A 17,358-nucleotide genomic window follows, 5' to 3' on the forward strand; every position below is an offset into this window, starting at 1 on the left:
AAGATGGCGATGTGCGACCGCCTCCCCACTCTCGGCAAGCGGGGAGGCGGCTGTCAGGTCAGTGCGGGTGAGGGGACGTCAGATCGGCGTTACGCCAGGTCCCGCTTCGCGGCGATCTTCGACGACAGGCTGTAGATGTCGATGAAGCCCTTGGCCGCGGCCTGGTCGAAGGTGTCGCCGGTGTCGTAGGTGGCGAGGTTGAAGTCGTACAGGGACGACTCGGAGCGGCGGCCGGTGACGACGGCGCGACCGCCGTGCAGGGTCATCCGGATGTCGCCGTTGACGTGCTGGTTGGCCTCGTTGACGAAGCCGTCCAGGGCGCGCTTGAGCGGGGAGAACCACTGGCCGTCGTAGACCAGCTCGCTCCAGCGCTGCTCCACGCCGCGCTTGTAGCGGGCGAGTTCGCGCTCGACGGTGACGTTCTCCAGCTCCTGGTGGGCGGTGATCAGGGCGATCGCGCCGGGGGCCTCGTAGACCTCGCGGGACTTGATGCCGACGAGGCGGTCCTCGACCATGTCGATGCGGCCGATGCCCTGGGCGCCCGCGCGCTCGTTGAGCTGCTGGATGGCCTGGAGGACGGTGACGGGCTTGCCGTCGATGGCGACCGGGACGCCCTCCTTGAAGGTGATGACCACCTCGTCGGGCTCCCGGGAGACGGCCGGGTTCTGGGTGTACTCGTAGATGTCCTCGATCGGCGCGTTCCAGATGTCCTCCAGGAAGCCGGTCTCGATGGCGCGGCCGAAGACGTTCTGGTCGATCGAGTACGGCGACTTCTTGGTGGTCGCGATCGGCAGGCCCTTCTCCTCGCAGAAGGCGATGGCCTTGTCGCGGGTCATGGCGTAGTCGCGGACCGGGGCGATGCACTTCAGGTCGGGGGCGAGGGCGACGATGCCCGCCTCGAAGCGGACCTGGTCGTTGCCTTTGCCGGTGCAGCCGTGGGCGACGGTGTCGGCGCCGTGCTTCTGGGCGGCGGCGACGAGGTGCTTGACGATCGTCGGCCGGGAGAGGGCGGAGACCAGCGGGTAGCGGTCCATGTAGAGGGCGTTGGCCTTGATCGCGGGGAGGCAGTATTCCTCCGCGAACTCGTCCTTGGCGTCGGCGACCTCGGCCTCGACGGCCCCGCAGGCGAGCGCGCGCTTGCGGATGACGTCCAGGTCCTCGCCGCCCTGGCCGACGTCCACGGCAACGGCGATGACCTCGGCGCCGGTCTCCTCGGCGATCCAGCCGATGGCGACGGAGGTGTCCAGACCGCCTGAGTAGGCGAGTACGACGCGCTCGGTCACGGGGTTTCTCCTCACACTGCATTCGCTGACATGCATGAGTATGCAGGAGTCTGCATGGTTCGTCAATCTCCGCCCCGCCACGCATATACTTCCTTAGACAAACGAACGAAGTTGGCCGATAATGAGCACCATGGGAAAGACGTATGAGCGCATAGACGGCAGACTCCGCACCTTCATCGAGGAACAGCCCCTCTTCTTCACCGCCACCGCCCCCCTCTCCGGCGAGGGGACGGTCAACCTCTCCCCCAAGGGACTCAAGGGGTCCTTCGCCGTCCTTGACGAGCGCACCGTCGCCTACCTGGACTTCGCGGGCTCCACCGCGGAGACCGTCGCCCACCTGCGGGAGAACGGGCGGATCACGCTGATGTGGTGCGCCTTCCAGGGGCCGCCGAACATCGTGCGCGTGCACGGCCGGGGCGAGGCGGTCCTGCGGGACGACCCACGCTTCGAGGAACTCCTCACCCACTTCCCCGGCATCGACCCCACCCCGCACGGACTGCGCGCGATCATCGTCGTCACCGCCGACCTCGTCCGCGACAGTTGCGGCTACGCCGTCCCCTACATGTCGTACGACAGCGACCGCGACCTGCACGAGCGGCGCTTCGCGCGGGAGGACGACGCCTCGCTGAGCGCCTACTTCGCCAAGAAGGACCACATCGCCACCAGCCTCGACGGCCTGCCGGGACTGCCCCTGCCGCTCCCGCCGCTCGGCGCGTCCTGAGGGCGGAGCCCGCGCGGCGCCGGTGTGGCTGAACACCGCGCCCGTCCCGCACGTACCTCTGGGCCGAGGGACCCCCGACACGCCCCCGTCCCCCGCCCGGAGGAACCGTGACCACCACGCTCGCCAGCGGTCGTGCCGCCCGGCGCCAGACCATGCGCCGCATCCGTCCGCGCCGCAACCCCGCCGTCCCGCTGCTGATCGCCCTGTGGGCGGGGGCGGCCGGGGTGCTGTGGCTGTGGTGGCGGAGCACCCCGTCCATCGCGGACCGCACGGGGCAGGTCCTGGGCGCGGGGCGGATCACGGGGCTGCTCGCCGGGTACCTGATGGCGCTGGTGGTGCTCCAGATGGCGCGGGTGCCCGCGCTGGAGCGGCGGGTCGGCTCGGACCGGGTGGCCCGCTGGCACGCGATGACCGGCCGCTACACGCTGTGCCTGGTCATCGCCCACATCTTCCTCATCACCTGGGGGTACGCCCTCCAGGCGGGCCGCGACCTGGGCTACCTCGTGGGGCAGTTCGTCGACCTGGTGACCGGGCTGCCCGACATGGGCAAGGCCGCCATCGGCGCCGGGCTGCTGCTGTTCATCGGCCTGGTCTCGATCGGCGGTATCCGCCGCCGACTGCCGTACGACGCCTGGTACCACGTCCACGTGCTCATGTACGCCGCCGTGTACCTGACGTTCTGGCACCAGCTCGCCGCCGGGCACGAGTTCGCCGTCGAGCCGCTCGCCAGGACCTTCTGGTACGCGCTGTACGGGACGGTCACCGCGCTGGTGGTCTGGTACCGCTTCCTGGTGCCGATCCGGCTGAACGTGCGGCACCGGATGCGGGTGGAGGCGGTGATCGAGGAGACGCCGGGGATCGTGTCGGTGCTCATCAGCGGGCGCAGGCTGCACCGGATGGGCGCGGAGGCGGGGCAGTTCTTCCGGTGGCGGTTCCTCGCACCGGGGATGCGGTTCAGCTCCCACCCGTACTCGCTGTCGGCGGCGCCCCGGCCCGGGATGCTGCGGATCACCGTCAAGGCGATCGGTGACCACAGCGCCCGGCTGCGCGAGCTGGAGCCCGGCACCCGGGTGTGGGCCGAGGGGCCGTACGGCGCCCTGACCGCCGCCCGGCGCAGCCGCGGCAAGGTGCTGCTCGTCGCGGGCGGCGTCGGCATCACCCCGATGCGGGCCCTGTTCGAGACCCTGCCGGGCGCCTCCGGCGACATCACCCTGCTGTACCGGGCCAACAGCACCCAGGACCTCGCCCTCTGGGACGAGCTGGCGGCGATCGCCGACGAGCGCGGGGCCCGGCTGATGTACGCCGTCAACAGCCCGGACGGCGCGCGGCCGGACATCTCCGCGGAGTCGCTGCGCCGGAAGATCCCGGACATCGAGCGCCACGACGCCTTCCTGTGCGGGCCGCCCGGCTTCGCGCGGTCGGTGTACGAGGCGCTGCGCGGCGCGGGTGTCCCGGCCCGCCGCATCCACCACGAGTCGTTCGAGATGTGAGCCCACCCCGTACCGCCCGCACCCCTGTCCTTCGCGAATCAGGAGCCCCGCAAGATGAGGAAGAGTCACCCGCTCCGGCGCGTCGTGCTCACCACCGCCGCCACCGTGTCCGGGATCGTGCTGCTGCTGTCCCTGAAGCCGGGCGGCGACCCCGGGTCCGCGTCGGCGGCGGGTGAGGCGGCACCGGCACCGCCGCGGCCCTCGGCGGCCCGGTCCGCGGACGGCGCCACGCTCACCGGCGGTGTGGCGCAGACGCAGTACGGTCCCGTGCAGGTCCGCATCACGGTCCAGGGCGGGAAGATCACCCGGGCGGAGACCGTGCGGGCCCCGGACAGCGACGCCACCAACGACGCCCTGCCGCAGCTCAACAAGGCCGCCGTGGCCGCCAGCAGCGCCGACATCGACACGGTGTCCGGGGCCACCTACACGAGCGAGGGGTACCGGACGTCGTTGCAGTCCGCTCTCGACCAGCTCAGGGCCGGTGGGTGAGCCGGTGGCGGAGCCCGCGGAAGCTCCCGCCGCGGTGCGTCACGTGGAGGAGACGATGGGGACCGTCTTCTCCTTCGACGTCCGCGGCGGGGACCCCGACGCCGTGCGGGCCGCCCTGCGCGGGTCGGTCGCCGGGCTGCACGAGGTCGACGCCGTGTTCAGCACCTTCCGCGAGGACAGCCAGGTCTCGCGGCTGGCCCGCGGTGAGCTGACCGTGGCGGAGTGCGCGCCCGAGGTCGCCGAGGTGCTGGAGCTGGGCGCCGAGGCGGAACGGGTCAGCGACGGCTGGTTCAGCATGTCGTACGAGGGGCGGCTCGACCCTACCGGGATCGTCAAGGGCTGGGCGGTCGAGCGGGCGGCGCGGCGGCTGGCGGCGGCCGGGGCGAGCGGGGTCAGCGTCAACGGCGGCGGGGACGTGCAGGTGCTCGGCGCGCCGGGGGTGCGGCGGCCCTGGCGGGTGGGGGTGGCCGATCCGTTGCGGCCGGGCGGGCTGGCGGCGGTGGTGTCGGCGGCCGGGGCGGCCGAACTGGCCGTCGCCACGTCCGGGTCCGCGGAGCGGGGGGCGCATGTCGTGGACCCGCGCACGGGACGCTCCGCGGTGACCGACCTCGTCGCCGTGACCGTCGTCGCGCCCCGCCTGACCTGGGCCGACTGCTGGGCCACGGCGGCCTTCGCGATGGGGTCGCGGGCCGCGCTGGCGTGGCTGGAGACCCTGCCGGACGTGGAGGGCCTGCTGGTCACGGCGGGCGACGAGGTCCGGTGCACGGGGGGCCTGGCCGCCTGGCTGGGGTGAGGCGGGGCCCACCCACGGGCGCGGGGCCGTGTCGATGGGCGGCTCCACCGCGGGGGCGTGCGGCGGGCTCGCCCACGGGCGCGGGGGCCGCCCCGGTGTGCGCCTCCGCCGCGCGGACGTGCGGGAGGCCCAGCCCGCAGGCGCGGTGGCCCTCCCGATATGCGCCTCCGCCGCGCGGACGTGCGGGAGGCCCAGCCCGCAGGCGCGGTGGCCCTCCCGATATGCGCCTCCGCCGCGCGGACGTGCGGGAGGCCCAGCCCGCAGGCGCGGGGCCTTCTCGATGGGCGGCTCCCCCGCGCGGGCGCGACCGGTCACGCCCCGTCCGCACCCGGAGCGGGATCTCAGTGACCGGGCCCGCACCCGGCGACGGCGCGGAGCTTCAGCCTCCAGGCCCGCACCCTGAAACGCCGCGGAGCCTCAGCCTCCAGGTCCGCGCCCGGCGACGGCGCGATGCCTCAGTGCGCAGGTCCGTGCCCGGCGACGGCGGAGCCCTCAGTGGCCGGGCCCGTGGCCGTTCTGGGCCAGTCGGAGCAGGTGGTCCGCCAACGCCTGGCCGCCCGCTGGGTCCCGGCTGATCAGGAGCAGCGTGTCGTCACCGGCGATCGTCCCGAGGATGTCGTGCAGCTCCGCCTGGTCGATCGCCGAGGCGAGGAACTGCGCGGCGCCGGGCGGGGTGCGCAGGACCACGAGGTTGGCGGACGCCTCCGCGGAGATCAGCAGCTCCTGGGAGAGCCGCCGCATCCGCTCCTCCTTGGCGGACTCCCCCAGCGGCGCCCGCGGGGTGCGGAAGCCGCCCTCGCTGGGCACCGCGTAGATGAGGTCGCCGTCGTTGTTGCGGATCTTGACCGCGTTCAGCTCGTCCAGGTCCCGGGAGAGCGTCGCCTGGGTGACGCTCAGCCCGTCGTCGGCGAGGAGTTTCGCCAACTGGCTCTGCGAGCGCACCGGTTGCCGGTTGAGGATGTCCACGATCCGGCGGTGGCGTGCCGTGCGGGTCTGCGGCACGGCGGGCCCGTGGTCCTGCGCCTGACTCATCGTCGTCTCATTCTCCGGATCGTCCGTCCCCGTGACTTGCGTCGAGGATGCCGGGCAGCGCCCGGAGGAACGCGTCCACCTCGTCGTCACCGAGGTTCAGCGGCGGCATCAGCCGTACGACATCGGGGGCGGGCGCGTTCACCAGGAGACCGGCGTCCTGAGCCGCCTGCTGCACCTGTGCCGCGAGTGGCTCGGTGAGCACGATACCCAGGAGCAGGCCCGCGCCCCGGACGTGGCTGATCAACGCGTGGTCCAGCGACTCGATCCCGTCGCGCAACGTCTCGCTCTGCTGCTTGACGTTCTCCAGCAACCCGTCGTTCGCGATGGTGTCGAGGACGGCGAGCCCGGCGGCGCAGGCGACCGGGTTGCCGCCGAAGGTGGTGCCGTGCTGGCCGGGCTGGAGCAGCTCCGCCGCCCGTCCGAAGGCGACCGTGGCGCCCAGCGGCAGCCCGCCGCCGAGGCCCTTGGCGAGGGTGACGACATCGGGCAGGACGCCCTCGTGGGCCTGGTACTCGAACCAGTGCCCGGTCCGTCCGACGCCGGTCTGCACCTCGTCGAGGACGAGCAGCGCGCCGGTGGCGGCGGTGATGGCGCGGGCCGCCTTCAGGTAGTCGGCGGGCGGCACGACGACGCCGTTCTCGCCCTGGATCGGCTCGATGATGACGAGCGCGGTCTCCTCGGTGACCGCCGCCGCCAGCGCCTTGGCGTCGCCGTACGGCACGTGCGTCACGTCGCCGGGCAGCGGCAGGAACGGGTCCTGCTTGGCGGGCTGGCCGGTGAGGGCGAGGGCGCCCATGGTGCGGCCGTGGAAGCCGCCCTGGGTGGCGACCATGTGGGTGCGCCCGGTCAGCCGACCGATCTTGAACGCGCCCTCGTTGGCCTCGGCGCCGGAGTTGCAGAAGTACACCTTGCCGTCGCGGCCGAAGTGCTGGAGGAGCCGTTCGGCGAGGGCGACGGGCGGCTCGGCGACGAACAGGTTGGAGACGTGGCCGAGGGCGCCGATCTGCGCGCTGACCGCCTCGACGACCGCCGGGTGGGCGTGCCCGAGCGCGTTGACGGCGATGCCGCCGACGAAGTCGAGGTACTCCTTGCCGTCGGCGTCCCACAGCCGGGTGCCCGCGCCGCGGACGAGGGGCAGGCGCGGGGTGCCGTAGTTGTTCATCAGCGCGCCCTGCCAGCGCTGGGTCAGCTCCTGGTTGGCGGTCATGCCCGGTCCCCCTGTTCCTCGTCCGGCACGACCATCGTGCCGATCCCTTCGTCCGTGAAGATCTCCAGCAGGATCGCGTGCTGGACGCGGCCGTCGAGGACGCGGGCGGTGGTGACGCCGTTGCGTACGGCGTGCAGGCAGCCCTCCATCTTCGGCACCATCCCGGAGGACAGGTCCGGCAGCAGCTTCTCCAACTGGGCGGCGGTGAGGCGGCTGATCACCTCGTCGCTGTTCGGCCAGTCCTCGTAGAGGCCCTCGACGTCGGTGAGGACCATGAGGGTCTCCGCGCCCAGCGCGGCAGCGAGTGCCGCAGCCGCCGTATCAGCATTGACGTTGTAGACATGTCCGTCGTCCTGGCTACGGGCGATCGAGGAGACGACCGGGATGCGGCCGTCGGCGAGCAGGGCCTCGATGGCGCCCGTGTCGATCGAGGTGATCTCCCCGACCCGGCCGATGTCGACGGCCTCACCGTCGATCTCGGGCAGGTGCTTGGTGGCGGTGATGGTGTGCGCGTCCTCGCCGGTCAGGCCGACGGCGAGCGGTCCGTGCTGGTTGAGCAGCCCGACCAGCTCGCGCTGCACCTGCCCGGCCAGCACCATCCGTACGACGTCCATGGCGTCCTCGGTGGTGACCCTGAGGCCCGCCTTGAACTCGCTGACGATGCCGTGCCGGTCGAGGGCGGCGCTGATCTGCGGTCCGCCGCCGTGCACGACGACCGGCCGGAGACCGGCGTGGTGCAGGAAGACGACGTCCTGCGCGAAGGCGGCCTTCAGCTCCTCGTCGACCATGGCGTTGCCGCCGAACTTGATGACGACGGTCTTGCCGTTGTGCCGGACGAGCCAGGGCAGCGCCTCGATGAGGATCTGGGCCTTGGGGAGCGCGGTGTGCTTCCGCGTGGGACTGCTCATGACGAGTACGCGCTGTTCTCGTGGACGTAGTCGGCGGTCAGGTCGTTGGTCCAGATGGTGGCGGTCTCCGAGCCCGCGGCGAGGTCGGCGACGATGTGCACCTCGCGGTAGCGCATGTCGACCTTGTCGCGGTCCTCGCCGACGCCGCCGTTCTTGCAGACCCAGACGCCGTTGATGGCGACGTTGAGCTGGTCCGGCTCGAAGGCGGCCTTCGTGGTGCCGATCGCGGAGAGCACCCGGCCCCAGTTGGGGTCCTCGCCGTGGAGGGCGCACTTGAGGAGGTTGTTGCGGGCGATGGAGCGGCCCACCTCGACGGCGTCGTCCTCGGAGGCCGCGCCCACGACCTCGACCCTGATGTCCTTGCTGGCGCCCTCGGCGTCCCGGATGAGCTGCTGCCCGAGGTCGTCGCAGACCTGCCGTACGGCGTCCGCGAACTCGGCGTACCCGGGGGCGACTCCGCTCGCGCCGGAGGCGAGCAGCAGCACGGTGTCGTTGGTGGACATGCAGCCGTCGGAGTCGACGCGGTCGAAGGTGACGCGGGTGGCGTCCCGCAGCGCCCGGTCGAGTACGTCGCTGTCGAGGTCGGCGTCGGTAGTGAGGACGACCAGCATGGTGGCGAGGCCGGGGGCGAGCATCCCCGCGCCCTTGGCCATGCCGCCGACGGTCCAGCCGTCGCGGCTGACCACGGACGTCTTGTGCACGGTGTCGGTGGTCTTGATGGCGATGGCGGCCTTCTCGCCGCCGTGCTCGGAGAGCTGGGCGGCGGCGGTCTCGACGCCGGGCAGCAGCTTGTCCATGGGCAGGAGCACGCCGATCAGTCCGGTGGAGCAGACGGCGACCTCCCCGGCGCCGACGCCGAGGACGTCGGCGACCTTCTCGGCGGTGGCGTGGGTGTCCTGGAAGCCCTTCGGGCCCGTGCAGGCGTTGGCGCCGCCGGAGTTGAGGACGACGGCGGTCAGCTCACCGCTCTTGAGCACCTGCTCCGACCAGAGCACCGGCGCGGCCTTGACGCGGTTGGAGGTGAAGACCCCGGCGGCGGCGCGGCGGGGCCCGGTGTTGACCACGAGGGCCAGGTCCGGGTTGCCGTTCTCCTTGATCCCGGCGGCGATGCCCGCCGCCGTGAACCCCTTCGCTGCCGTCACACTCACGGCGCAACTCCGATCGTCGTCAGCCCGGTGGTCTCGTCGAGTCCGAGGGCGATGTTCATGCTCTGGACGGCACCGCCCGCGGTGCCCTTGGTCAGGTTGTCGATGGCGCTGATCGCGATGATGCGGTGCGTGGCGGCGTCGTACGCGACCTGCACCTGAACGGCGTTGGAAGCCTGGACGGACGCCGTGGCGGGCCACTGTCCCTCGGGCAGGAGGTGGACGAAGGGCTCGTCGGCGTACGCCTTCTCGTAGGCGGCGCGCACGGACGCGGCGGTCACGCCCGGCTTGGCGGTGGCGCTGCACGTGGCGAGGATGCCGCGGGACATGGGCGCGAGGGTCGGCGTGAAGGACACGGCGACCCGCTCGCCCGCCACGGCGCTCAGGTTCTGGATCATCTCGGGCGTGTGCCGGTGGCCGCCGCCGACGCCGTACGGCGACATCGAGCCCATGACCTCGCTGCCCAGCAGGTGCGGCTTGGGCGACTTGCCCGCGCCGGAGGCGCCGGAGGCGGCGACGATCACGGCCTCGGGCCCGGCGAGCTGGGCGGCGTACGCCGGGTACAGGGCGAGGGAGACGGCGGTCGGGTAGCAGCCGGGTACCGCGACGCGCTTGGACCCCTCCAGCGCGGCGCGGGCACCCGGCAGTTCGGGGAGGCCGTAGGGCCAGGTCCCGGCGTGCGGGGAGCCGTAGAACGCCTCCCAGTCGGCGGCGTCCGCGAGCCGGAAGTCGGCGCCCATGTCGACGACGAGGACGTCGGGACCGAGCCGCTCGGCGACGGCGGCGGACTGCCCGTGCGGCAGCGCGAGAAAGACCACGTCGTGTCCGGCGAGGACCTCCGGGGTGGTCTCCTGGAGCACCCGGTCGGCCAGCGGCAGCAGGTGCGGCTGGAGCGCCCCGAGCCGCTGCCCGGCGTTGGAGTTCCCGGTCAGGGCGCCGATCTCGACCTCGGGGTGCGCGAGGAGCAGCCGCAGGACCTCACCGCCCGCGTATCCGCTCGCCCCGGCCACTGCCGCACGTACCGTCATGGAAAGACCCTCCTCCTGGAGAGCATGACTATACGTTTCGCTGCACGTTTATGCAATCCCGCGTCTCGTTATGCGGGCCCTGGCCTCTCCCGGGCTTCGTTATGCGGTCCCCCGCATACGACGGCGCCATCCCGCCCGGTACCCGCGCACCCCCGCGAGGGTCCCCGCCGCGACGGCGAGCGTCAGCAGGGTGAGGCCCGCGGCGATCACGGGGTTCACCCAGCCCGGCACCAGTTCGGTCCCCACGCCGTCCGGCGTGACGCAGCGTGCGCTGACCGGCAGCGTCTCGCGGGTGACGATGCGGTCGCCCGGGACGCCCCGGGCCGCGCAGAGCTGGTCCGGGTCCAGGATGTAGAAGCCCGACATCACGCCCCACGCGTAGGCGCCGGACGCGGCCGACCCGGCCAGCACCGCGACCAGCGCGCAGGTCCCGGTGCCCGGCAGGCGCCGCCACCCGCTGACCGGCAGCCGCCGGTAGGCCCGGCGGACGAGCGCCACGGCGGCGACCGCGCAGACGCAGGGCGCCAGGAACGGCCCGAGGGTGACGGCCAGGAAGAAGACGCTTGCCATGCCTGTCAGGACACCGCACCGGGAGGGCCGGTTGCGCCGACCTCGGCCCTCCCGATCCGGAGCCCACGGCAAGCGGGGGTCAGCGGCGCGCGATCCTCAGGAAGGTCACGGAGTTCGCCGGGAAGGTGTACGTGAACTCCCGGGCGACGCCGGTGAACGTGGACGTCACCGGGGTCACCGGGGCGTCGGTCTCGGTGTTCACCTCCTCCGGGTCCGCGGCCAGGGTGGTGACGCGGGCGCGGGAGGCGACGCGGGCGGTGCCCAGGTCGACGGTCGTGCGGGCGGCGGCGGACTGGGCGTTGACGACCTTGACGATCAGGTCGCCGGTGCGGTCGTCGCGGGTGACGACCTGGCGGAACGGCTCGGCGGGCGTGTCGTCGGTGAAGCTGTCCCACAGCACGCCGTCGAGGTAGAGGCTGACCTGGCGGCCCCGCACCTTCACGTCGATGTCGTAGGCGCGGCCGGTCTCGATGGAGTGCGCCTTCGACAGGAGGGTGGACTTGCCGCCGTCCACGGCCTGCTCCACGGCGGACCGGGTGTTGTTCCAGCCGCCGAGGTTCCACCAGTAGTAGTTGCCGGTGTCCTTGACGCCGAAGGCGACGAGGAAGCCCTCGTTGCCGGACTTCTTGGTGGCCTTCACGTGCAGGTCGTAGTCGTGCCAGGCGGGGTCGCCCGCGGTGACCATGGTGTTCTCGGCGGCGGCGTCGGTCTGGACGTACTCGCCGTTCTGGACGGCCCAGGTGCCGGTGCCGGTGTGGGTCCACCGGGAGGCGTCACCGGAGAAGTCGTCGGCGAGGAGGACGCCGCCGTCCGCCGCGGTGACCCGTACGTCGTCGTAGGCCGCGCTGGTCGCCCAGGTGGACAGGCCCACCGCGCCGGTGATCGGGCCGCTGACGTCGGGGGTGGTGGTCGCGGTGGACGGGACGACGCGGTCACCGACGTTGTTCATGAACAGCTTCTGGACCTCGTAGTTGGCCGAGCCCCAGGACGCCCGGTTGTTGAACCAGATCATGTCGGGGCGCCACTGCACGTAGTCCTCGTTGGCGAGCAGGGGGGCGTAGGAGGCGAGTTTGACCACGTCGGCGTTGCGTTCCAGGCCGGTCATGTAGGCGGCTTCGGCTAGGGCGTTCTTGAAGGCGTTGCCCTGGGAGGCGTACTCGCCGAGGAAGACCTTGGGGCCGGAGCGGTCGTAGCCGTCGTAGCGGTCGTTGTTCTGGAGGAACCACTGGGGGCTGTTGTAGTAGTGCTCGTCGACCATCTCGACGCCGTTGTCCCGGTTGAGCTGCCAGAGGCGGTTGAAGGTGGTCCCGGTGTCGTCGGGGCCGGAGTTGGAGACCACGGTGATGTCCGGGTGCTCCGCCTCGATCGCGGCGCGGAACTTCTGGAAGCGGGCGAAGAACGCGTCGGGCAGGTTCTCCTCGTTGCCGACGGCGAGGTGGGTGAGGTGGAAGGGCCGGGGGTGGCCCATCTCGGCGCGGACCTTGCCCCAGGTGGAGGTCGCCGGGCCGTTGGCGAACTCGATCAGGTCCAGGGTGTCCTGGATGTGCCGCTGGAGCAGCGCCTCGTCGTCGGTGGCGCGGTTCTGGCCGCAGCCGGTGACCAACGCGGGGACGACGGGCAGCGGCATGGCGCCGATGTCCTCGGCGAAGCGGAAGTACTCGTAGTAGCCGAGGCCGTAGCTCTGGTTGTAACCCCAGAAGTTGGCGTTGGTGGCGCGTTCCTCGACGGGTCCGATGGTGTCCTTCCACTGGTAGCTGCGCTTGCGCTGCCAGTTCGAGGACTCGCTGTAGTCCGCCATCGAGCCGGTGTTGACCAGGCAGCCGCCGGGGAAGCGGACGAAGCCGGGCCGCAGCGCCTCGATCTTCTCCGCCAGGTCCCTGCGCAGGCCGTTGGGCTGGTTCTTGTAGGTGTCGCGGGGGAACAGCGAGACCATGTCGAGCGCCGCGTCCGCCGTGCTGGTGACCGCGAGGCGGCCCCGGTTGCTGGTGCGGGTCGCGGTGAAGGTGGCCGTGTACTTGGCCCAGCCGCCGCGTACGGCGACCTGCCGGGCGCTCGCCAGGGTGCCCGCGGCGTCCTTGAGGCCGACGGTGAGGGTGGTGCCGGACGCGGCGCGGGCCCACACCGAGAAGTCGTAGCGCTTGCCCGCCTCGACACGGATGCCGGTGTTGTACCCGGCGTTGGTGACGGAGGACCCCGCGGCCAGGGAGAGGTAGTTGCGGTTGCGGGCGTTCAGGCGCCCGTCGTCGTCCACGACCCGGGCGGTGCCGTCGACCGTCCAGGAGGTCAGCGGGGTGTAGGAGCCGTTGTCGGCGGTGGAGTACTCGAAGGACCGGTTCTGCACCAGCTCGGCGTAGAGCCCGCCGTCGGCGGCGCGGTTGATGTCCTCGAAGAAGACGCCGTACATCGTGTCGTCGATGGCGGCGCCCTGGGCGGCGGGGTCGACGGTGATCTCGTAGTCGGTGACGGCCTCGGCGTGCGCGGGCGCGGGGGCGACGACGGCGGTGGCCACCAGGCAGGCGGTGGCGGTGAGGCCGAGTCTCCAGCGGGAGCGTGGCCGGGGGCGGGCGGTGGTGCGTGACATGGATACTCCGCGGCTCGGTGCCCCGAAGGGCGTTTGTTCGAGATGTCGGACATTGGTCAGCACTTCGAACGGCAAGATAGGGAGGGGGCGGGTAGGCGTCAATGGGTCGCGCGGCGACGCGGGGAACGGAGAGCGGCGGGTGAGCGACGAGTTCTGGCCAGTGCCGGACGCGCTGGCGTTCCTGGCGGGGCGGTGGCGGGTCGAACGCTCCGTGCGGGATCTGGCCAGCGGGGACGAGGGCCGCTTCACGGGCACCACGGATTTCGGCCAGCTCGACGGCGGGGGTCTCCTCCACCAGGAGTCCGGCAGTTTCCGCTGGCGCGGGGTGTCCCGGCCCGCCGAGCGCACCCTGCGCTTCCTGCCCGGCCCGACGCCCGGCACCGTCGAGGTGCGCTTCGCCGACGGGCGCTTCTTCCACGACCTGGACCTGACGACCGGACGGCACACCGCCGACCATCCGTGCGCGGCCGACCTCTACCGCGGCGAGTTCAGCGTGCGGGACCGGGACCACTGGCGGACGGTGTGGCGAGTCCGGGGCCCGGCGAAGGACCTGGTGCTCAGCACCGACTACACGCGCGAGCCGCTCTCAGGCGCATGAGGGGTACGCCGCTGGAGTGCCGTCCAGACACAGGTGCCAGCGGCCCGCCCAACCGGTGACGGTCGTAGTCGACAGGGGGCGGACGTCGATGTTCCAGTACGTCGCGGGCGGCGCCTTGAGCGCGTAGACCAGCGCCGCGCGGATGACGGACGGCTCCGCCACGGCGACGATCCGGCCGTGCTCCGCCACCGGGCGGGTGTTGAGCCAGCCGCCGACCCGGGAGATGAACGACAGCAGCGACTCACCGCCGTGCGGGGTGGAGCGCGGGTCGGCCAGCCAGGCGTCCACGGCGTCGGGCTCCCTGGCCATCGCCTCGCCCAGGGTCAGTCCGCGCCAGCGGCCCATGTGGCAGTCCCGCAGGGCGGGCTGGACCAGCGGGTGGTAGCCGAGGGCGTCCCCGGTGGCGCGGCTGCGCGGGGTCGGTGAGCAGTAGCGCAGTTCGGCCGCGGCGAGCGGGAGCAGGTCACGGGCGGCGTGCTGGACCTCCCCCCAACCCGCCTCGTCCAGCGGCCGGTCGTCCTCGAACCGCTCGGCGAGCAGGGGGAGCTGCGCGCGCTGGCGACGAACGTGACCCGAAGTGCCATGCGGGGATCGTGGGCCTCGAAAGAGCGCAGGTCAAGAGGTGTTACCTGGGAGTTACCGAGGGTGCGCGAAACCTTACGGGAAGGTCAGCGCCAGCCACTGGTCAGGACGCTCCAGGGGCGCGAAGCCGACCTTGGCGTAGACCTCGTGGGCGTCGTGTGTGGCGAGCATGATCCGCCGCACCCCGTAGGCCCGCAGCTCCTCGCGCACCGCCGCCGCGAGCGCCGTGCCGATGCCCTTGCCGCGGACCGCGGGGTCGACGTAGACGTCGCAGAGCCAGGCGAAGGTCGCCCGGTCGGTCACCACCCGGGCGTAGCCGACCTGGGCGCCGGACGCGGTGTCGTACACCCCGAAGTTGAGCGAACCGGCGATCGCCCGGTCCTGCTTCTCCCGGTCCCGGCCGAGCGCCCAGTAGGCGTCGGTGGACAGCCAGCGGTGCACCCGCGCGGCGTCGAGGCGGTCGGGGTCGGTGGAGATCTCGTAGCCCTCGGCGAGGCGCGGCACGTCGTGGTCGGTCATGTGGGGGATGGTCGCAAGGGACGGGAGTGGCCGTCGAGCGGATTACCGCACACGCGGCAGCACCTCGTCGCAGGCCGCCCGCAGTCGCCGTACCCCCTCGGTGATCTCCCCGACGGAGGCCACCGCGGCGAAGCTCAGTCGGATGTGGGCGGCCGGGGGTTCGGCGCTGAAGTAGGGGCGTCCTGGGGTGATGGCGACGCCCGCGCGCAGGGCGGCGGCGGTCAGCGCCACGTCGTCGGTGCCGTCGGGCAGCCGGGGCCACAGGTGGTAGCCGCCGAACGGGACGTGCGGCAGGGCCAGTTCGGGCAGGTGCAGCCGGAGCGCGGCGGTCAGCGCGTCCCGGCGGGCCCGCAACTCCGCCGACACCGACCGCAGGTGGCGCGGCCAGGCGGGCGAGCCGACCAGTTCCAGGGCGGCCTCCTGGAGCGGGCGCGGGACGAAGAAGGTGTCGACGACCTGGATGGCGCGCAGCCGTTCAAGGACCGGGCCGCGCGCGGCGAGGGCGCTGACCCGGAAGCTGGGCGAGGTGGCCTTGGTGAGCGAGCCGACGTGCACGACGACGCCGTCCGGGTCGTCGGCGGCGAGCGGACGCGGCAGCGGGGGCGCGTCCTCGTGCACCAGGCGCCGTACGAAGTCGTCCTCGACGACGAACGCCCCGGCGGCGCGGGCGATGCGCAGCACCTCACCGCGCCGGTCGGCGGCGAGCACGGCGCCGGTGGGGTTCTGGAACAGCGGCTGGCAGACGAAGACCCGGGCGCCGGTGGCGCGGAACGCGTCGGCGAGCAGCGCGGGCCGTACCCCGTCGGCGTCGACGGGGACGGGTACCGGGCGCAGTCCGGCGGCGCGGGCGATGGCCAACATGCCGGGGTAGGTGGGCGACTCGACCAGGACGGGCGCGCCGGGCGGGGCGAGCGCGCGCAGGGCGGTGGTCAGGGCGGACTGGCCGCCCGCGGTGACCAGTACCTCGGCGGCGGTGACGGCGCCGCCGACGCCGCGCGCGAACCACTCCCGCAGCTCCGGCAGTCCGTCCATCGGGGGGCGCCCCCAGGCGCCGGGGCGGCGGCCCGCGCGGGACAGGGCGGCGGCCATCGCCCGCTCCGGCTGGAGGGAGGGGTGCAGATAGCCGCCGTTGAACTCGATGACGCCGGGCGAGGGCGCGGCCAGCGAGACCAGCACGCCGGAGGCGTCCACGGAGCGCGGTACGAGGTCGGCGGCGCCGTCGGCGCTGAGCGCGACCTCCTGCCAGGAGGTGTCCCCGGCGGGCTGCGGGGCGGCGGCGCGGGGGCGGGCGCGGAAGGCACCGGCGCCGGGCCGGGTGACGACGAGCCCCTCGGCGGCGAGCTGGGCGAGGGCCCGGGAGACGGTCACGGGGCTGACGCGGAACCGTTCGACGAGGGCACGGCTCGATGGGAGCTTTCCTGCCACCGGATAGCGGTCCAGCTCTCGGCGTAGCTGTTCCGCCAGTTCAGCCACGCTGCTACGCTCTTGCATGAGAGCAGAGAGTAGCGCTATCGCGCCGACCAGGATAGCGGTCAGCACCCCGGAGCCCTCAGGGCGCGCCACCGGCACCCTCATGGCGGCCCTCGGCGTCACCGCCTTCTCCCTCACCTTCCCCGCGACCGCGTGGGGTCTAGAGGGCTTCGGGCCCTGGTCGCTGGTGGCGGTGCGCAGTGTGCTGGCGGCGCTGATCGCGGGCGCCTGTCTGCTGGCGCTGCGGGTGCCGCTCCCGGAGCGGCGGCACTGGGCGGGGCTCGCGGTGGTGGCGGCGGGGGTCGTCCTGGGCTTCCCGATGCTGACCACGCTCGCGCTCCGGACGTCGACCACCGCGCACGCCGCCGTCGTGGTCGGCCTGCTCCCGCTGACGACCGCGCTGCTGTCCGCCCTGCGGATGGGCACCCGGCCCTCGCGCACCTTCTGGACGGCGGCGCTGGCGGGCGCGGCCGCGGTGGTCGCGTTCACCGTGCAGCAGAGCGGTGGCGCCCTCACCTCCGCCGACCTCTACCTGTTCGCGGCGCTGCTGGTGTGCGCCGCCGGGTACACCGAGGGCGGGCGGCTGGCGCGGATCATGCCGGGCTGGCAGGTGATCGGCTGGGCGCTGGTGCTGTGCCTGCCGCTGGCGCTGCCCGCCGCCGCGCTGGCCCTGTCGTACGAACCCGTCCGGCTCACCGCGCACAGTGTGGCCGGGGTGCTGTGGGTCGCGGCGGGCTCGCAGTTCCTCGGCCTGGTGGTCTGGTACCGGGGCATGGCGGCCATCGGGATACCCAAGGCGAGCCAGTTGCAGTTGGCCCAGCCGCTGCTCACACTGGTGTGGTCGGTGCTGCTGCTGGGCGAGCGCCTGACGGTGGCCGCACCGCTGACGGCGGCGGCGGTGCTCGTCTGCATCGCCGTCACGCAACGGGCGCGCGGCTGAAC

Annotated in this window: 16 protein-coding genes and 1 pseudogene; 6 read left to right on the forward strand and 11 right to left on the reverse strand. The window is 72.8% G+C overall.

Translation table 11 applies throughout. From position 1 onward, the window contains the following. Positions 1 to 89: 89 nt before the first annotated feature. Positions 90 to 1,283 carry an argininosuccinate synthase gene (locus ACFQZ6_RS06135; RefSeq protein ID WP_381605394.1) on the reverse strand — a complete coding sequence of 398 codons (1,194 nt, stop codon included), beginning with the start codon at positions 1,281 to 1,283 and terminating at the stop codon, positions 90 to 92. 130 nt (positions 1,284 to 1,413) lie between these two features. Here ACFQZ6_RS06135 and ACFQZ6_RS06140 point away from each other — a divergent pair, with 130 nt between their 5' ends. The 4 genes from ACFQZ6_RS06140 to ACFQZ6_RS06155 all read left to right on the forward strand — a co-directional run bounded on the left by ACFQZ6_RS06140 (position 1,414) and on the right by ACFQZ6_RS06155 (position 4,776). Then, positions 1,414 to 2,004, forward strand: a complete 591-nt coding sequence (locus ACFQZ6_RS06140; protein WP_381605396.1) for a pyridoxamine 5'-phosphate oxidase family protein — start codon at positions 1,414 to 1,416, stop codon at positions 2,002 to 2,004. A 107-nt stretch (positions 2,005 to 2,111) separates the two neighbouring features. Next, entirely contained in the window at positions 2,112 to 3,494 is a 1,383-nt protein-coding gene (locus tag ACFQZ6_RS06145) for a ferredoxin reductase family protein (RefSeq protein ID WP_381605398.1), read from the forward strand. Between the two features lie 54 nt (positions 3,495 to 3,548). Then, positions 3,549 to 3,983 carry an FMN-binding protein gene (locus ACFQZ6_RS06150; protein WP_381605400.1) on the forward strand — a complete coding sequence of 145 codons (435 nt, stop codon included), beginning with the start codon at positions 3,549 to 3,551 and terminating at the stop codon, positions 3,981 to 3,983. Positions 3,984 to 4,038: 55 nt separating this feature from the next. Continuing rightward, positions 4,039 to 4,776 carry an FAD:protein FMN transferase gene (locus ACFQZ6_RS06155; protein WP_381605403.1) on the forward strand — a complete coding sequence of 246 codons (738 nt, stop codon included), beginning with the start codon at positions 4,039 to 4,041 and terminating at the stop codon, positions 4,774 to 4,776. A gap of 492 nt (positions 4,777 to 5,268) precedes the next feature. On the opposite strand, the gene ACFQZ6_RS06160 is transcribed toward ACFQZ6_RS06155, so the two are convergent. The 7 genes from ACFQZ6_RS06160 to ACFQZ6_RS06190 form a co-directional block, all read right to left on the reverse strand. Continuing rightward, complete coding sequence (locus ACFQZ6_RS06160; protein ID WP_381605405.1) at positions 5,269 to 5,808, reverse strand: arginine repressor; 540 nt, start codon at positions 5,806 to 5,808, stop codon at positions 5,269 to 5,271. Between the two features lie 7 nt (positions 5,809 to 5,815). Next, positions 5,816 to 7,015, reverse strand: coding sequence for an acetylornithine transaminase (locus ACFQZ6_RS06165; RefSeq protein ID WP_381605407.1), 1,200 nt, complete (start codon positions 7,013 to 7,015; stop codon positions 5,816 to 5,818). Beyond that, the gene (argB, locus tag ACFQZ6_RS06170) at positions 7,012 to 7,923 is read right to left on the reverse strand and encodes an acetylglutamate kinase (protein ID WP_381605409.1); all 912 of its coding nucleotides are present in this window, start codon (positions 7,921 to 7,923) and stop codon (positions 7,012 to 7,014) included. The genes ACFQZ6_RS06165 and argB overlap by 4 nt, the downstream gene beginning before the upstream one ends. Further along, positions 7,920 to 9,071 carry a bifunctional glutamate N-acetyltransferase/amino-acid acetyltransferase ArgJ gene (argJ, locus tag ACFQZ6_RS06175; RefSeq protein WP_381605411.1) on the reverse strand — a complete coding sequence of 384 codons (1,152 nt, stop codon included), beginning with the start codon at positions 9,069 to 9,071 and terminating at the stop codon, positions 7,920 to 7,922. The genes argB and argJ overlap by 4 nt, the downstream gene beginning before the upstream one ends. Next, positions 9,068 to 10,096 carry an N-acetyl-gamma-glutamyl-phosphate reductase gene (argC, locus tag ACFQZ6_RS06180; RefSeq protein ID WP_381605413.1) on the reverse strand — a complete coding sequence of 343 codons (1,029 nt, stop codon included), beginning with the start codon at positions 10,094 to 10,096 and terminating at the stop codon, positions 9,068 to 9,070. The genes argJ and argC overlap by 4 nt, the downstream gene beginning before the upstream one ends. A gap of 99 nt (positions 10,097 to 10,195) precedes the next feature. Further along, positions 10,196 to 10,666 (reverse strand): hypothetical protein, encoded by a 471-nt coding sequence (locus tag ACFQZ6_RS06185; RefSeq protein WP_381605414.1) that lies wholly within the window; start codon positions 10,664 to 10,666, stop codon positions 10,196 to 10,198. 79 nt (positions 10,667 to 10,745) lie between these two features. After that, a complete protein-coding gene (locus tag ACFQZ6_RS06190; protein WP_381605416.1) occupies positions 10,746 to 13,247 on the reverse strand; it encodes an alpha-L-arabinofuranosidase C-terminal domain-containing protein in 2,502 nt (833 codons plus the stop codon). Positions 13,248 to 13,386: 139 nt separating this feature from the next. Between ACFQZ6_RS06190 and ACFQZ6_RS06195 the strand changes: the two genes are divergently transcribed. Continuing rightward, a complete protein-coding gene (locus tag ACFQZ6_RS06195) occupies positions 13,387 to 13,845 on the forward strand; it encodes a DUF6314 family protein (RefSeq protein WP_381605418.1) in 459 nt (152 codons plus the stop codon). On the opposite strand, the pseudogene ACFQZ6_RS06200 reads toward ACFQZ6_RS06195, so the two are convergent. The 3 genes and pseudogenes from ACFQZ6_RS06200 to ACFQZ6_RS06210 form a co-directional block, all read right to left on the reverse strand. After that, a pseudogene (locus tag ACFQZ6_RS06200) lies at positions 13,834 to 14,429 on the reverse strand (histidine phosphatase family protein). The gene ACFQZ6_RS06195 and the pseudogene ACFQZ6_RS06200 overlap by 12 nt on opposite strands. A gap of 73 nt (positions 14,430 to 14,502) precedes the next feature. Then, on the reverse strand, positions 14,503 to 14,946 hold the full coding sequence (locus tag ACFQZ6_RS06205; protein ID WP_381605420.1) for a GNAT family N-acetyltransferase: 444 nt from the start codon (positions 14,944 to 14,946) through the stop codon (positions 14,503 to 14,505). 42 nt (positions 14,947 to 14,988) lie between these two features. After that, a complete protein-coding gene (locus ACFQZ6_RS06210; protein WP_381605422.1) occupies positions 14,989 to 16,437 on the reverse strand; it encodes an aminotransferase-like domain-containing protein in 1,449 nt (482 codons plus the stop codon). Here ACFQZ6_RS06210 and ACFQZ6_RS06215 point away from each other — a divergent pair. Next, positions 16,436 to 17,356, forward strand: coding sequence for a DMT family transporter (locus ACFQZ6_RS06215; RefSeq protein ID WP_381605424.1), 921 nt, complete (start codon positions 16,436 to 16,438; stop codon positions 17,354 to 17,356). The genes ACFQZ6_RS06210 and ACFQZ6_RS06215 overlap by 2 nt on opposite strands. Positions 17,357 to 17,358: the final 2 nt, after the last annotated feature.

Source organism: Streptomyces flavalbus (genome assembly GCF_042674625.1).
Classification (GTDB): domain Bacteria; phylum Actinomycetota; class Actinomycetes; order Streptomycetales; family Streptomycetaceae; genus Streptomyces; species Streptomyces flavalbus.